We start from the raw sequence: 14109 nt of genomic DNA on the forward strand, positions 1-14109 counted from the left end.
GAATAGCGTCACCGCGGAGGAGCAAATGCCGTCGCTGAGTTTGCGGATAAATCTCGATCCAGATGGCCGCATCGGGCCGGGCAAGATCGAGCTTCTGGAACAGATCGCCGCCTTCGGCTCGATTTCGGCCGCGGCACGCGGCATGGAGATGTCCTACAAGCACGCATGGGATCTGGTCGAAGACATGAACCGGGTGTTCGGTAAGCCGCTGGTTGCGGCACAGACGGGCGGCAAAAAAGGCGGTGGCGCTCAGTTGACGTCGGTCGGGCTTGCTGTGGTCAGCCGCTTCCGCGCGATCGAGCGGGCTGCGTCTTCAGCAGCGGCGGCGCATATGGAGGCGCTGCAGGCCGAGATCGACGCAGCGTGAACTCGGCGGAATTCACGCCGCGCTCGATCCCTGCTACTCCTCCGGCTCGCCCGGCTTGCGCAGCAGATAGGTGTCCATGATCCAGCCTTTTTTCCGGCGGGCCTCCTCACGGGTGCTCACGATCTTGTCGCCAACGTCGCCAATCCGGCCCGAGATGACGATCTCGTCGGGGGTGCCGAGATAGGCCCCCCAGTAGACGGTGACGTCCTTGTCGTCCAGCGTGTTGAAGGCGCATTTGCCGTCCAGCATGACGATGGTGCTGCCGGCGTTTTCGGGCAGACCTTCCTCGGTGAGCCGGCGGCCGGTGGTGATCAAAATGGCGTCGCCAATTCGGTTCAATGCCATTTTGTGGCTGGCGGCGAGTGCCTGGATGGCGGTGATGCCAGGGACGACCTCCAGCTCGAACGCGATATTGCCTCTGAGGCGCACGCGATCCAGGATGCGCAGCGCGCTGTCGTAGAGCGATGGATCGCCCCAGATCAGGAAGGCGCCGCAGCCATCTTCGGGGAGTTCGTCGCGGATCAGGCCTTCGTAGATCACGGCGATCGCTTCGTGCCAGTCGTCGACGGTCGAGCGGTAGGAAGGCGCCGGTTCGGCGCGCACCGGCACCTCGAATTCGACACGGCGCGAGTTCGGATTAGTGACGAAGCGGTCGCAGATCTGGCGGCGCAATTCGGCGAGATCGCTCTTCTTGGCGCCCTTGTCGGGAATGAACAGCACGTCGGCCCGATTGAGGCCGTTGATGGCCTGGACCGTTATGTGCTCCGGATTGCCGGCGCCGATGCCGATGACGAGAAGCTTGCGCATGGGCCAACTCCTGCCCGATCGGAACCGGTGTGTCCAGACCGACACGACATGCCGGCAGGCGCCGGCGCATTTGCCGAAAGGCTTTGAAACGCCACATTGAACAGCTAGAGTCATGTTGGCATTCTCGCCGGGGGAGTCTCCATGTTCCGTTACGTCCTGACCGCAGCCTTGGCGCTCTCGGCTACGCCTGCGCTCGCCAATGATTCGGTCGCCGAACTCGGCACTGGTGGGCTGATCCTTTCGCGCAGCGATGCGGTGGCGATGGAAAGCGAGGATCTCTACATCTCGCCGGAAAAGGTGACGGTCGACTACGTCTTCCGCAACAACACCGACAAGGATGTCAATGCGATCGTCGCCTTCCCGATGCCCGACATCGAAGGCGACCCCGAAGAAATACCGGCAATTCCGGACGCGCAGAGCGATAATTTCCTCGGCTTCGAAGTGACGGTCGACGGGGTGCCGGCAAAGCCGCAGCTCGAGCAGAAGGTGTTCGCGCTCGGCATCGACATCGGCGCTGACCTGAAGGCGCAGGGCGTGCCGTTCTATCCGTTCGGCGATGCGGCCAAGGCAGCGCTGGCAAAGCTGCCGCAAGCGGTCACCGACGACTGGGTCAATCGCGGCATCATCATCGAGGACACCGCCGACGACGGTTCGGGCATGAAGACCGTCTATACGCCGTTCTGGCAATTGCGCTCGACCTATTGGTGGCGCTCGACCTTTCCGGCCAACAAGGCGGTCCATGTCTCGCATCGCTACAAGCCGAGCGTCGGCGGCACCTCCTCGGTCAGCTTCTTCTATGACGGCCAGTTCCAGGGCCAGTATGCCGCCTACAAGACACGCTACTGCATGGACGATGCCTTCGAGAATGCCGTGCGCAAGGCAGCCAAGGACGATCCCGACGGCTACCCCAAATATTTCGAGAACCGCATCGCCTATATCCTGACCACGGGCGGCAACTGGGCCTCGGGAAACATCGGTACGTTCAAGCTGACCGTCGACAAGGGCGATCCGAAGAACCTTGTCTCGTTTTGCGGCGAAAACGTCAGGAAGATCGGACCGACCACGTTCGAGATGAAGGCGCAGAACTTCTACCCCGAGCACGACATCGACATATTGCTGCTGGAGCCATCCGATGGCGGGAACGGCGGCTGATGGATCTCGCGATTTATGTCGCCATCGCCGCGAACGGCGTGATCGGACGCGAGGGTGGGTTGCCGTGGCGGCTTTCCACCGATCTCAAGCGGTTCAAGGCCGATACGATGGGCAAGCCCATCATCATGGGTCGCAAGACCTATGAAGGCATCGGCCGGCCATTGCCGGGCAGGCTCAACATCGTGGTGACACGAGACAGGGCATGGCGCGCCGAGGGCGTCGAAGTCGCGCACTCGATCGAGGACGCGATCACGCTGGCGACGGTGCGCGGGCGCTGCATGGCCGGCGCCGACGAGATCTGCGTCATCGGCGGCGGGGAGATCTACGCTCAGGCGCTGCCGTTGGCTGATCGGCTGCACGTGACCCATGTTCTGGCCACGGTCGAAGGCGATGCCCATTTCCCGCCGATCGATCCGGCGCGGTGGCGGATCGTCCGCTCGCAAGACGTGGCGGCTGGCGAAAAGGACAGCCATGCGACGCGCTATTCGGTTTACGAGCGGCGGCGCGACGTGCATTGAAGACGACAAAGGATCGCGACAGGTCTAAATGGACCCAAAAGGCGGACAGTGGCGGCAGCCGATCGCGTTGAAAGCGTGCCGTTGCATCCCTATAGAAGAATAATATTGGATTTTGCGCCGGTGAGCCGGCGCTTGAGGGAATTCCAAGCGAAAGGACACCCATGCCCTGGAACGACAAGAGCGGCGGCGGCGGCCCGTGGGGCGGCGGCAACAATCAGGGGCCTTGGGGTCAGGGACCCAAGGGACCCAGCGGCCCACAAGGCTCGCCTCCCGATCTCGAGGATATCATCCGGCGCGGGCAGGACAGGTTGCGGCGCGCGCTGCCGGGCGGCGGTGGCGCGAGCCCGGCCGTGTTCGGGCTGATTGCCGCGGCGCTGGTGGTGCTATGGGCGTTCAAGGCGGTCTACACTGTGCAGCCCGACGAAGTTGCGGTCGAGCTCAGGTTCGGCAAGCCGAAGGCGGAGCTCTCGCAGCCTGGCCTGCATTTCCATTGGTGGCCCATCGAAACGGTCGAGACCGCCAACATCGCCGAGCAGCTTGTCAGTATCGGCGGCGGCAGTTCCAGCGGCAATGGCCTGATGCTTTCCGGCGACCAGAACATCGTCAACGTGCAGTTCTCTGTGGCCTATCAGGTCTCCGACCCTAAGGCCTATCTGTTCGACGTGTCCGACCCGGACGGCATGCTGCAGCAGGTCGCCGAAAGCGCGATGCGCGAAGCGGTCGGCCGGCGCCCGGCGCAGGACATTTTCCGCGACGACCGGCAAGGCATTGCAGCGTCGGTGCGTGAGATCATCCAGACGACGCTGGACGGCTACAAGGCCGGCCTCAACGTCAACGCAATTTCGATCGAGGACGCCGCGCCGCCGCGTGAGGTGGCAGACGCGTTCGACGAGGTGCAGCGGGCCGAACAGGACGAGGACAAGTTCGTCGAGCAGGCCAATCAGTATTCCAATCAGAAGCTCGGCCAGGCGCGCGGTGCGGCCGCACAGATCCGCGAAGACGCGGCCGCCTACAAGAACCGGGTCGTGCAGGAGGCCGAAGGCGAGGCGCAGCGCTTCATCTCGGTCTATGACGAATATGCAAAGGCGCCGGAAGTGACGCGCAAGCGGCTCTACCTGGAGACGATGGAGAGGGTGCTGAAGGATTCGAGCAAGGTCATCGTCGAGCAGGGCAATGGGCAAGGGGTGGTTCCCTACCTGCCGCTGCCGGCATTGCAGCAGAAGGCGCCGGCACCGGCCACCGGAGGAAACCAGTGATGGCCAACCGTCTTCCCGTCATTGCGGTCATCGCCGCGGTCATCCTGTTCCTGCTCTATTCGTCGGTCTTCGTCGTCAATGCGCGCCAGCAGGCGCTGGTGCTCAGGTTCGGCGAAATCGTCGACGTCAAGAACCAGCCGGGCATCTATTTCAAGGCGCCATTCTCCTTTTTCGATGCCGACACCGTGCAGCTGATCGAAAACAGGGTGCTGCGCTTCGACCTCGACAACATCCGCGTCCAGGTCTCGGGCGGCAAGTTCTATGAGGTCGATGCCTTTATCGCCTATCGTATCTCGGACCCGCGTGTGTTCCGCGCCGCGGTCTCCGGCCAGATCGAACTGGCCGAGGCCCGGCTGAGGACGCGTCTCGACGCCGCCTTGCGCCGCGTCTATGGCCTGCGAGACTTCGAGGCGGCGCTCTCGGAAGAGCGCGCCGTGATGATGCGCGAGGTGCGCGATCAGCTGAGGCCCGATGCCACCTCGCTTGGCCTGCAGATCGAGGATGTCCGCATCCGCCGCACCGATCTCACGGCCGAAGTTTCGCAGCAGACCTTCGACCGCATGAAGGCCGAACGTCTCGCCGAAGCCGAGCGGCTGAGAGCGCGCGGCAACGAAGCAGCGCAGCGGATCAGGGCTCGCGCCGACCGCGAAGTGGTGGAAATCGTCGCCGAAGCGCAAAAAGAGTCTGAAATCCTGCGTGGTGAAGGTGAAGCCCAGCGCAGCGCCACGTTTGCCGGTGCCTATCAGCGCGATCCGGCCTTCTTCGATTTCTATCGGTCGATGAATGCCTATGGCACGGCGCTGAACAGCACCGGAACGACAATGGTGCTGTCGCCGAATTCCGAGTTCTTCCGCTTTTTCCGCGACCCGGACAGCAAGGAAACGCCTGCGGCACCGGCGGCACCACCGCCTGCCGCTCCCGCCGCACCGGCGCCACAGCCAGGCACCGGCCAGTAGGGCCGGTGCAGGGGCGCCGGCGTAACGGAGGATTTATCCTCTGGCCGTAGCCATAGCCGCAAACGTGCCTTATTTCTTGCCAACATGACGCGGACCGGCATTTTTGCCGAAGCGGTTTTTTCAGAACACCCGGAGGCCTTTCGATGACATCCACCACCCTTCTGCGTGCAGCGAGGCGGACGTTCATCGCCGGGGCCGCTGCGCTTCTGGTCGGCGCCGTTGCCGTTCCCTCGTTCGTGGCGCCGACGATGGCAGCCGACGGGCCGCCCTCGGTTGCCGATCTCGCCGCCGGCCTGCTTGGCGCCGTGGTCAACATCTCGACGTCGCAGACTGTTAAAGGCACTGAGGGGCCGGGCGCAGTGCCGATGCCGCAGTTGCCGGAAGGCTCGCCTTTCCAGGACTTCTTCGACGATTTCTTCAAGAACCGTGGCGGCGACAAGGGCGGCGGCGGGCAAAAGGTGCAATCGCTGGGCTCCGGCTTCGTGGTCGACGCCGAGCAGGGCATCGTGGTGACCAACAACCACGTCATTGCCGATGCCGACGACATCGAGGTGAATTTCTCCGATGGGGTGACGCTCAAGGCGACGCTGGTTGGCACCGACACCAAGACCGACGTCGCGGTGCTGAAGGTCGATCCGAAAGGGCACAAGCTGACGGCTGTGAAGTTTGGCGATTCCAACAAGATGCGTGTCGGCGACTGGGTAATGGCGATTGGCAATCCGTTCGGTCTCGGCGGCACGGTGACGGTCGGCATCGTCTCGGCGCGCAATCGCGACATTAATTCCGGTCCCTATGATGATTTCATCCAGACCGATGCCGCGATCAACCGCGGCAATTCAGGTGGACCGCTGTTCAACAGCAGCGGCGAGGTCATCGGCATCAACACGGCAATCATCTCGCCGTCGGGCGGCTCGATCGGCATCGGCTTCTCGATCCCGTCGCAGCTTGCCTCGGGCGTCGTCGACCAGCTTCGCCAGTTCGGCGAGACGCGGCGCGGCTGGCTTGGCGTGCGCATCCAGCCGGTGACCGACGACATTGCCGAGAGCCTGGGCATGGCGACCGCCAAGGGCGCGCTGGTCGCCGGCGTCATCAAGGGCGGGCCGGTCGACAACGGCACCATCCAGGCCGGCGACGTCATCATCAAGTTCGACGGCAAGGACATCCATGAAATGCGCGACCTGCCTCGCGTCGTGGCGGAGAGCCCGGTCGGCAAGGCCGTCGACGTGATCATCGTGCGCAAGGGTGTCGAGCAGACCGTCAAGGTGACGCTCGGCCGGCTCGAGGATGGCGAGAAGCTTGCCAGCGGCGGTGAAAACGGCAACACCGACCAGGACGACGCCGACAAGGCGCCTGCGGTTTCGACGGCTTCCGTGCTCGGCATGACGATCGGCGAGCTCAATGACGAGACGCGCACGAAGTTCGGCATCGCCGCCGACGTCTCCGGCGTCGTCGTGACCGACGTCTCCAAGGATTCGGCGGCGGCCGAACGCGGCATCCAGCCGGGCGAGGTGATCACCGAGATCGCGCAGGAATCGGTCGCAACGCCCAAGGACGTCATGGACCGGATCGGTGCGCTGAAGGAGCAGGGGCGCAAGAACGCGCTTTTGATGCTGGCGTCGAAGACCGGCGAGCTGAGGTTTGTGACAATCCGGATGGATTGAGTCCGGAAGAGCCTGCAACACTCTGATGTTGAAAGGAAAAGGGCGGCTACCGGGCCGCTCTTTTTCTTGCCTGCCAGTCTGTGCGTGACAGCCTGTAGAAGACATGTCGCCTGAGTGCGGTGTGGTTGTCCGGAACACCTGGATGGTCGAAGTCGGAGGCGGGGTCGGGGATCATGCCCAGGCGCTCCATGACGGCAATGGACCGGCTGTTATCCTGACTGCGAAGGACACGATTTCATCGAGGCCAAGTCTTTCAAAGCCATAGGTGAGCCAGGCTTCGGCTGCTTCGGTGACATAGAAGCGGCCCCAGAATTCGGGTGCCAGCCGCCAGCCGATCTCGATCGTGCCGGGCGGCAGGAATGGCAAATGATCGGTTCGGGTTACGCCGACGAAGCCGATGCATTCACCTGTGGCTGCGATCTCAGCGGCCGCGAAGCCGAAGCCGTCGCGATCGATAGCCGCGCGCAACTCCTCCATCTTGGCGTCAGCCTGGGCGCGGTCGCGGCGAAACGGAAAGAACTCCATGACCAACTCGTCGGAATTGATGCGATGGAAGAGCTCGCGGTCACGATCTTCCCAGTTGCGCAGGATCAGGCGCTCGGTGCGGATCGGCGTCATTCGACAAATTCCTCCCGGCGATAACCCTGCAGATAAAGCAAGGCGGTGAGGTCGCCGTGGTCGATGCGGATCTTTGCCTCGGCTGCTACGGCCGGCTTGGCATGCAAGGCGACGCCGATGCCGGCAAGACGGATCATGTCGAGATCGTTGGCGCCATCGCCGACGGCAATGGCATCGGCAGGTGTCAGGCCGAGGCGGGCGGAAATCTCGATAAGGGCTTCGGCCTTGGCGGCGCGGCCGAGGATCGGTTCGGCGACCAAGCCGGTGAAGCGGCGATCCTGCTCGATCAGGCGGTTGGCGCGATTTTCGTGAAAGCCGAGCAATGCTGCGATGCGGGTGGTGAAGATGTCGAAACCACCGGAGATCAGCGCCGTCCAGGCGCCGCTGGCCGCCATCGTCTGGACGAGCGTGCGGCCGCCGGAGGCAAGCGTCAGGCGATTGTCGATGATGCGGTCGATGATTGCGGCATCGAGACCCTTGAGCAGCGCCACGCGCTCGCGCAAGGCCGGCTCGAATGCAATCTCGCCGTTCATCGATCGCGCGGTGATGGCGGCGACACGATCCTTGACGCCGATCTCGTCGGCAAGCTCGTCGATGCATTCCTGGTCGATCATCGTCGAATCCATGTCGGCGATCAGGATCTTCTTGCGCCTGTTCTCAGCTGGCTGGACGGCCACGTCGATCGGTTTGGAAGCAAGCGCGGCATGCAGGCGCGCCGTTATTTCGGAAGCGTCGGCGGTCTCCGGCAAGTCGAGCTCGCAGGCGATGCCTTCGGCCAGCCAGCGAACAGCGCTTGCGCCGACCGACCGCGAGGCCATATTCGCTAGCGTCGACGTCAATGCGCGGCCGGCGGGATGGGATAGAAGCGTGGCGATCAGCGGCATCGAAAATTCCAGCGGACAGGCGGGCGAAGGCCGCGTGAAGAACGCGATCCTGATAGCCGGGCCGACCGCCAGCGGCAAGTCGGCGCTCGCACTCGACCTCGCCGAGCGCAATGGCGGTGTCATCGTCAACACCGATTCCATGCAAGGCTATTCGGTGCTCGACGTGCTGACGGCGCGGCCTGGTCCTGCCGAACTCGCCCGCGTCCCTCACTTTCTTTATGGACACGTCGATCCGTCCACTGCCTATTCCACCGGCGCCTGGTTGCGTGATGTCACGAAGCTGATGGACGACGGCACGCTCTCGGAGCGGCCAGTGATTTTCGTCGGCGGTACCGGGCTTTATTTCCGGGCGCTCACGGAAGGTATCTCGGAGATGCCCGACATTCCGAAGTCGATCCGCGATCGCTGGCGCTACGAACTCCAGGAACAGGGCGCAGTGAGATTGCACCGCATCCTGTTGCGCGAGGATTCTGCGGCCGGCATGATGCTGAGGCCGACGGATGGCCAGCGCATCGTGCGGGCGCTGGAGGTGCTCGACGCATCGGGCCGTTCCATCCTGGAATGGCAGGCCGCGCGTGGCCGGCCGTTGATCGACAGGAGCAGCGCGCGCTTTTTCGTCATCGAGCCGGAGCGAGCGGCGCTGGTGGAGCGGATCGATGCCCGCTTCGACCGCATGCTGGACAAGGGGGCACTGGACGAGGTGAAGCAGCTTTCGGCGCTCGGCCTCGATCCCGACCTGCCGGCGATGAAGGCGATCGGTGTTCGCGAGCTCCAGGCCGCGCTGGCCGGCGCCATCAGTTTTCCCGAGGCTATCGAGCGCGCGAAGATCGCGACGCGGCAATATGCCAAACGGCAGACGACCTGGTTCAGGCACCAATTGGGCCCGGAATGGCAGAGATTGCGTCCGGGTGAGGGGATCGACTCGATGCCCTCACCCCCTCCTTCGAGCGCAACCTGAAAAGTCGACACCGAGGGGCCATTTCGCGTTGAAGTTGTCCAGGTTAACTGTCCGTAAGTTCCCGCATGCCATAAGATCGATAGGAACTTTCCAACGGGGAGCAGATGCGTTTCCATAAGGCGGAATCAGCCTTTTTTGTGTTTATTTTTGTGATCCTGGCCGCCGGCCTGGTGACGCTTTACGCCTATGGGCTCCTGCAAACCCTGGCCGCCGACATTAGCAATACGCCTTCGGAACTCGATGAAATCATCTATCTCAACAAGCTGCTGTTTGCGACCGGCGTGCTGCTGGCGACTGCGCTGTTCTTCGGCATTTTCTTCATCTACCCGCTGATCCGAAAGCAGGCGACGGAAGAAGGCAAGCTGCGTGCCATGACCGTTTCGCTCAGCGCGCGTTCAGAGACGCTGGAGCATGCGGCGCTCACCGACAGCCTTACCGGCATGCAGAACCGGCGCTACTTCGACGATGCGCTGAAGGAATATCTCGAAGAGTTCCGCCGTATCGAGAAACCAGTCGGGCTGATGATCCTCGACCTCGACCATTTCAAGCAGGTCAACGACAGCCACGGCCACGATGTCGGCGACGAGGTGTTGCGGGCGGTCGCAAACTGTCTCAAGGACATGACACGCTATCACGACGTGGTGGCGCGCCTCGGCGGCGAGGAGTTCGCGGTGGTCACGCCCAATATGGATGCCGAGCTGCTATCCAAATTCGCCGAGCGCATCCGCAAGGCGATCGCCAACATGTCGGTGCTGACAGGCAATGTCCGACTGAAAATCACCACCAGCGTCGGGCTTGCTGTCTGGGATCGCAAGGAAACCGCCGAGGAGTTCTATCGCCGCGCCGATCGCCAGCTCTATGAGGCGAAGAGGCAAGGGCGCAACCGCGTCTGCGCCTGAAATTCCGTCGTCAAATTCGTGATGTGGAAATTCGTGATGCTGGCCGTCTGGTATCGTTTTTCGCGTTTCCGGTGCACGCAGACCGATGTCACCCAGTCAAGCTGAGATGCTGCCTTTGTGGGGCTTGTCGGAAATAGAGGTGTTGCCGTGACTAAATCCGACCTCTCAGATCGTTATCGGGGCTATATTGCATGTCTAAACAAGCAGGATTGGCCAAACCTGGGGCGGTTTGTCCATGATGAAGTGACCCACAACGGTCGCAAGCTCGGATTGTCCGGCTATCTCGAAATGTTGGTGAGAGACTTCGACCAAATTCCGGACCTTTACTTCGACATTCAGCTATTGGTTGCCGATCCGCCTTATGTAGCGAGCCGGCTAAGCTTCGACTGCGCGCCAAGGGGAACGTTCCTTGGGCTCGATGTGAGCGGGAAAAGAATTTCGTTTGCCGAGAACGTATTCTATGAGTTTCAGAGAGGGAAAATTGGCCAGGTGTGGTCAATTATAGACAAGACAGCCATCGAAGCTCAGCTGTGATATCTGCGAGCGCTGCCTAAAAGTCGCTCGGCTCGATCATTCTGGCGGACGCAGCCCGAAGGTCGCCGGCTTGAGGCCGTATCGCAAGTCGAAATCGTCGTTCCGCTGGGTGCGTGCGGCCGACGGCTTTCGATAGTCCGAATCGCCGGCCTGCCGGCCCGGATCGACGACTTCCGCGAAAGGCATTGCCTGCTGTGATTTCGGCATGTTGCGCAGCCGTTCGACGATCGCCACTAGGTCGACCTCGTCGCCGGTTTCGGACGGCAAGGCATTCTCGCGTTTGGCGGTGCCTGGGATCAAATCCTCGGAGAGTTTTTCGAACTTCATCCGCATCGTCGTCGCCACGCCTTCTCCGAAGGCGATGGCCTCGCGCTGGCCCATGGAAGACAGGAACGCCAGCGTCGAGGCCGAGGAATCGGCGATCGCCGAGCGGATGATCGCCTGGTCCTGCTCGTTGGCGAGCCGCATGGCAAAGAACGTCGAGCACTGCGACAGGATGGTCGGGTCGAGTTCGCCCGGGCGCTGGGTGACGACGCCGAGATAACAGCCATATTTGCGGCCTTCCTTGGCGATGCGCGACAGCGCGTGCCGCGTAGGCGCGAAACCGAGGCGCGCATCGGCCGGCATATAGCGATGCGCTTCCTCGCACAGGAAGAGCAGCCGCAAGCGGCCTTCGCTCCACAATGCCAGGTCGAAGGCCAGCCGCGCCAGCACCGAGCAAACGGAATTGACCACCTCGGACGGCATGCCGGCCATTTCGAAGCAGGTCACCGGGCGGCCGTGATGCGGCACGCGGAAAATGTTGCCGATCGTCTCGTGGATGGTGTCCTCGATCAGGCGCGAGTTGAACATGAAACGGTAGCGCGGATCGGATGCCGCCGATTCGATACGTGCCTTCAGTGACTTGAGGGTCGGGCGATCGTTCTTGCTTTCCAGCAATCCCATGCGCTCGTCGACCAGCTTGATGAGGTCGGCAACGCGATAGGGCACCGGCGCGTCGGCGGTCAGCGCGTCGGTGCTGCGCCGTAGGTAGTTGCCGGAGTTCGGATTGCGGTAGAGGTTCTTGGCCGCGGGGATGAGATCGCGCAAGGCGTCGACCTCTTCCGGGACCGTCTCGCGGCCGCGAAACAGCACCTCGGCAAATTCCTCGAGCTTGAACATCCAGAAGGGCAGGTCGAGCGTCGTCGAATCGACCCTGACGCAATGTTCGGGCAACGATGCGGCGAACTCATTGTGTGGATCGAGGATGAGCACGCGCAGATCGGGCCGGGCGGCGATCGACTTGCGCAAGAGCAGCGACACGGCGGTCGATTTGCCAACTCCAGTGGTGCCGACAATGGCGAAATGGCGCGCCAGCGTATCATCGATGGCGATATTGGCGTCGATGGCCTCGTCCTGCGACAGCGTGCCGATGGTGATCGAATGACGACCGGCGAGATCGTAGACGGCCTGCAGGTCGCGGCTGCGGATACGATGGGCAATGGCGCCGATATGCGGGTAGGTTGTGATACCGCGGTCGAAGATCGGCTTCGCGCCGGGTTCGGCACCGTCGCGCACCTCGCCGATCAATTCGATGCTGACCTCGATCGGATTCTGGCCCTCGCTGCTCCAGGCACGATCCGACTTGCCGATTTCATAGACAAGGCCGACGGTTCGTGATGTGCCGAGATTGATCGAGATCATCTTGCCGACGCTCCACAGGCCGGTGACCGTGCCTTCGATGTCGTCGGCATAGGCGCTGATGGTGGCGCGCGCGCCGTCGCATTGCACGACATTGCCCAGAATGCGCTTGTCGTTCTGCTCCGCCCTGCGGCGCTCCAGCAAAGTCGGTTCCCCAATGGAGGCTTCGCGTTCAACGAGCATGGACAGGCCGGTCCCCTTTTCCCAAGCGATGAGCCTAGGCGAACGGGGTTAAGGTGGGATGAGGCCGGATGGTTTAGCGGACATTAAGGAGTTTGCGAAAACTGGACGAAACGGGCGTTGCCTCGCAAAAAAATTTCGATATATTGGATTAATGGATGATATAGCGAACGACATATCCTCTACTATCGGCAGAAGGATACACACCGAAAGGGTGGCTCGCAGCTGGTCCCTGGCTGAATTGGCGGAGCGGTCCGATGTCTCGAAAGCCATGCTGAGCACGATAGAGCGCGGCATGACCAGCCCGACGGCGGCACTCCTCGTGCGCATCGCGGCCGCCTTTGGCATGACGCTGTCCACATTGATCGCAAGGGCGGAATTGCAGGGCGGTGGCCTGCTTCGCGAAGGTGACCAGCCGCTGTGGCGCGATCCGGCTACGGGTTATGTGCGGCGGCATCTTTCGCCGGTCTCCGACATGCCGCTCGAACTGATCCGGGTCCAGTTGCCGGCCGGCGCCAAGGTAAGTTTCCCGGCGGCGTCCTATGCCTTCATCAGGCAACAGATATGGCTGATCTCCGGGCGCCTCGAATTCACCGAGGGCGACATCGTTCACAAGCTCGAAACCGGCGACTGCCTGGCGCTCGGCGCGCCATCAGATTGCGTCTTCCACGCTCCGGGGCCGGACGCCGCCGACTATCTGGTTGCGTTGGCCAGGCGCTGAGGTGAAGGCACGCCGTCCGAAACGCTCCGACAATGGTGGACCGCCGCTCGACGACTATGACGGTCCGCCCTGGGGCAAGGGCGATCCCTATGTCTTTCTTGCCTGGCGGACCGCCCATGCCCAGGCATGGAAAGCGCCGAGCCGCGAGATCATGCTGATGCGGCTGGACAAGGCCGAGCGGCTGGGCCTGACCTATGAGGAATACACGCTCGAACTGCTGGAACGCGGGCGACATCTGCAAGAGGAAGACGCCGATCGCATCGCGGAAATCCGCCGGGCCAGGAGGCGGAAGCGGACCAGTCATTTCGACTGACGGGTGGCGAAGGGGAAACCACATGAGTTCGATCGAAATCAGGCCACTCAGCAATACTGACGGAACGCAAAAAATGCTGGCGGATCTGCTGATCGGGACAGTCGCTGCCGGCGGCTCGGTCAGCTTCATGCATCCGCTGGCGCCGGAGATGGCCGCGGCCTTCTGGAGCAAGTCCCTTCAGGCGGCCGCCAAAGGCGAAAGGGCGGTGCTTGGGGCCTGGAACGGCGAGGCTCTGGTCGGCACAGTCACCTTGCTGCTCGACTGCCCTCCCAACCAGCCGCACCGGGCCGAGATCGCCAAGCTGATGACCCGCCTCGATTGCCGCGGCAAGGGCATAGCAACCCGCCTGATGGAGGCGGCGGAAGCCGTTGCCGTGGAGAAAGGCCGCACGTTGTTGGTTCTTGACACGGCAAAAGAGGAGGGGGCTTCCGGCCTCTATGAAAAGCTCGGCTTCACGCTGGCCGGCGAAATACCGGATTATGCGCTGAAGCCGCATGGCGGGCTCACAGCCACCCTCATCTACTGGAAACGGATTGGTTCAGCCTGATCCGGCCCGTGCAGATTCGCCGTTGACAGCGGCGTCAAACCAATTCTATTGTCCGCCA

The 14109-nt window shown here is 62.6% G+C and carries 15 protein-coding genes and 1 pseudogene; 12 read left to right on the forward strand and 4 right to left on the reverse strand.

Features of this window, described 5'->3' with window-relative positions; genetic code table 11:
* Window positions 1–25: 25 nt before the first annotated feature.
* A complete protein-coding gene (locus NKJ17_RS06860; protein WP_023676697.1) occupies window positions 26–367 on the forward strand; it encodes a winged helix-turn-helix domain-containing protein in 342 nt (113 codons plus the stop codon).
* A gap of 33 nt (window positions 368–400) precedes the next feature.
* Here the strand turns inward: NKJ17_RS06860 and cobF are convergent, their stop codons facing one another.
* Window positions 401–1174, reverse strand: coding sequence for a precorrin-6A synthase (deacetylating) (cobF, locus tag NKJ17_RS06865; protein WP_352505639.1), 774 nt, complete (start codon window positions 1172–1174; stop codon window positions 401–403).
* A gap of 141 nt (window positions 1175–1315) precedes the next feature.
* Here cobF and NKJ17_RS06870 point away from each other — a divergent pair, with 141 nt between their 5' ends.
* From NKJ17_RS06870 to NKJ17_RS06890, 5 genes are all read left to right on the forward strand, one after another.
* Window positions 1316–2326, forward strand: coding sequence for a DUF4424 domain-containing protein (locus NKJ17_RS06870; RefSeq protein ID WP_352505640.1), 1011 nt, complete (start codon window positions 1316–1318; stop codon window positions 2324–2326).
* Window positions 2326–2844 (forward strand): dihydrofolate reductase, encoded by a 519-nt coding sequence (locus NKJ17_RS06875; RefSeq protein WP_352505641.1) that lies wholly within the window; start codon window positions 2326–2328, stop codon window positions 2842–2844. Before NKJ17_RS06870 ends, NKJ17_RS06875 begins: the two co-directional genes overlap by 1 nt.
* A gap of 161 nt (window positions 2845–3005) precedes the next feature.
* Window positions 3006–4100, forward strand: a complete 1095-nt coding sequence (hflK, locus tag NKJ17_RS06880; RefSeq protein WP_023676693.1) for an FtsH protease activity modulator HflK — start codon at window positions 3006–3008, stop codon at window positions 4098–4100.
* The gene (hflC, locus tag NKJ17_RS06885; protein WP_352687631.1) at window positions 4100–5056 is read left to right on the forward strand and encodes a protease modulator HflC; all 957 of its coding nucleotides are present in this window, start codon (window positions 4100–4102) and stop codon (window positions 5054–5056) included. The genes hflK and hflC overlap by 1 nt, the downstream gene beginning before the upstream one ends.
* 143 nt (window positions 5057–5199) lie before the next feature.
* Entirely contained in the window at window positions 5200–6717 is a 1518-nt protein-coding gene (locus NKJ17_RS06890; RefSeq protein WP_254818931.1) for a DegQ family serine endoprotease, read from the forward strand.
* Window positions 6718–6763: 46 nt separating this feature from the next.
* On the opposite strand, the pseudogene NKJ17_RS06895 reads toward NKJ17_RS06890, so the two are convergent.
* Window positions 6764–7335, reverse strand: a pseudogene (locus tag NKJ17_RS06895) (GNAT family N-acetyltransferase).
* The gene (gene serB, locus NKJ17_RS06900) at window positions 7332–8219 is read right to left on the reverse strand and encodes a phosphoserine phosphatase SerB (protein ID WP_352687633.1); all 888 of its coding nucleotides are present in this window, start codon (window positions 8217–8219) and stop codon (window positions 7332–7334) included. The pseudogene NKJ17_RS06895 and the gene serB overlap by 4 nt, the downstream one beginning before the upstream one ends.
* On the opposite strand from serB, the gene miaA reads away from it, so the two are divergent.
* The 3 genes from miaA (at window position 8209) to NKJ17_RS06915 (ending at window position 10610) form a co-directional block, all read left to right on the forward strand.
* Window positions 8209–9177 carry a tRNA (adenosine(37)-N6)-dimethylallyltransferase MiaA gene (miaA, locus tag NKJ17_RS06905; RefSeq protein WP_352687659.1) on the forward strand — a complete coding sequence of 323 codons (969 nt, stop codon included), beginning with the start codon at window positions 8209–8211 and terminating at the stop codon, window positions 9175–9177. The two genes, serB and miaA, sit on opposite strands and share 11 nt — an antisense overlap.
* A gap of 104 nt (window positions 9178–9281) precedes the next feature.
* On the forward strand, window positions 9282–10076 hold the full coding sequence (locus NKJ17_RS06910; RefSeq protein ID WP_254818928.1) for a GGDEF domain-containing protein: 795 nt from the start codon (window positions 9282–9284) through the stop codon (window positions 10074–10076).
* Window positions 10077–10223: 147 nt separating this feature from the next.
* Window positions 10224–10610 (forward strand): ester cyclase, encoded by a 387-nt coding sequence (locus NKJ17_RS06915; RefSeq protein ID WP_352644624.1) that lies wholly within the window; start codon window positions 10224–10226, stop codon window positions 10608–10610.
* 36 nt (window positions 10611–10646) lie between these two features.
* Here NKJ17_RS06915 and NKJ17_RS06920 read toward each other — a convergent pair whose 3' ends face one another.
* Window positions 10647–12473 (reverse strand): ATP-binding protein, encoded by a 1827-nt coding sequence (locus NKJ17_RS06920; protein ID WP_352687635.1) that lies wholly within the window; start codon window positions 12471–12473, stop codon window positions 10647–10649.
* A 151-nt stretch (window positions 12474–12624) separates the two neighbouring features.
* Here NKJ17_RS06920 and NKJ17_RS06925 point away from each other — a divergent pair, with 151 nt between their 5' ends.
* From NKJ17_RS06925 to NKJ17_RS06935, 3 genes are read left to right on the forward strand one after another with little or no spacing between them, the layout of a single operon-like run.
* Window positions 12625–13191 carry a helix-turn-helix domain-containing protein gene (locus NKJ17_RS06925; protein ID WP_352644620.1) on the forward strand — a complete coding sequence of 189 codons (567 nt, stop codon included), beginning with the start codon at window positions 12625–12627 and terminating at the stop codon, window positions 13189–13191.
* A gap of 1 nt (window position 13192) precedes the next feature.
* Window positions 13193–13504, forward strand: a complete 312-nt coding sequence (locus NKJ17_RS06930; RefSeq protein WP_352475319.1) for a hypothetical protein — start codon at window positions 13193–13195, stop codon at window positions 13502–13504.
* A gap of 22 nt (window positions 13505–13526) precedes the next feature.
* Window positions 13527–14051, forward strand: coding sequence for a GNAT family N-acetyltransferase (locus tag NKJ17_RS06935; protein ID WP_352687637.1), 525 nt, complete (start codon window positions 13527–13529; stop codon window positions 14049–14051).
* Window positions 14052–14109: the final 58 nt, after the last annotated feature.

The sequence above is a fragment of the Mesorhizobium sp. M0208 genome, assembly GCF_040322015.1.
Classification (GTDB): Bacteria; Pseudomonadota; Alphaproteobacteria; order Rhizobiales; family Rhizobiaceae; genus Mesorhizobium.

Excerpts from the sequence above, each read along its gene's own strand:
- NKJ17_RS06860 (WP_023676697.1), top strand. The coding sequence starts at position 26 with ATGCCGTCGCTGAGTTTGCGGATAAATCTCGATCCAGATGGCCGCATC.
- cobF (WP_352505639.1), bottom strand. The coding sequence starts at position 1,174 with ATGCGCAAGCTTCTCGTCATCGGCATCGGCGCCGGCAATCCGGAGCAC.
- NKJ17_RS06870 (WP_352505640.1), top strand. The coding sequence starts at position 1,316 with ATGTTCCGTTACGTCCTGACCGCAGCCTTGGCGCTCTCGGCTACGCCT.
- NKJ17_RS06875 (WP_352505641.1), top strand. The coding sequence starts at position 2,326 with ATGGATCTCGCGATTTATGTCGCCATCGCCGCGAACGGCGTGATCGGA.
- hflK (WP_023676693.1), top strand. The coding sequence starts at position 3,006 with ATGCCCTGGAACGACAAGAGCGGCGGCGGCGGCCCGTGGGGCGGCGGC.
- hflC (WP_352687631.1), top strand. The coding sequence starts at position 4,100 with ATGGCCAACCGTCTTCCCGTCATTGCGGTCATCGCCGCGGTCATCCTG.
- NKJ17_RS06890 (WP_254818931.1), top strand. The coding sequence starts at position 5,200 with ATGACATCCACCACCCTTCTGCGTGCAGCGAGGCGGACGTTCATCGCC.
- serB (WP_352687633.1), bottom strand. The coding sequence starts at position 8,219 with ATGCCGCTGATCGCCACGCTTCTATCCCATCCCGCCGGCCGCGCATTG.
- NKJ17_RS06910 (WP_254818928.1), top strand. The coding sequence starts at position 9,282 with ATGCGTTTCCATAAGGCGGAATCAGCCTTTTTTGTGTTTATTTTTGTG.
- NKJ17_RS06920 (WP_352687635.1), bottom strand. The coding sequence starts at position 12,473 with ATGCTCGTTGAACGCGAAGCCTCCATTGGGGAACCGACTTTGCTGGAG.
- NKJ17_RS06925 (WP_352644620.1), top strand. The coding sequence starts at position 12,625 with ATGGATGATATAGCGAACGACATATCCTCTACTATCGGCAGAAGGATA.
- NKJ17_RS06935 (WP_352687637.1), top strand. The coding sequence starts at position 13,527 with ATGAGTTCGATCGAAATCAGGCCACTCAGCAATACTGACGGAACGCAA.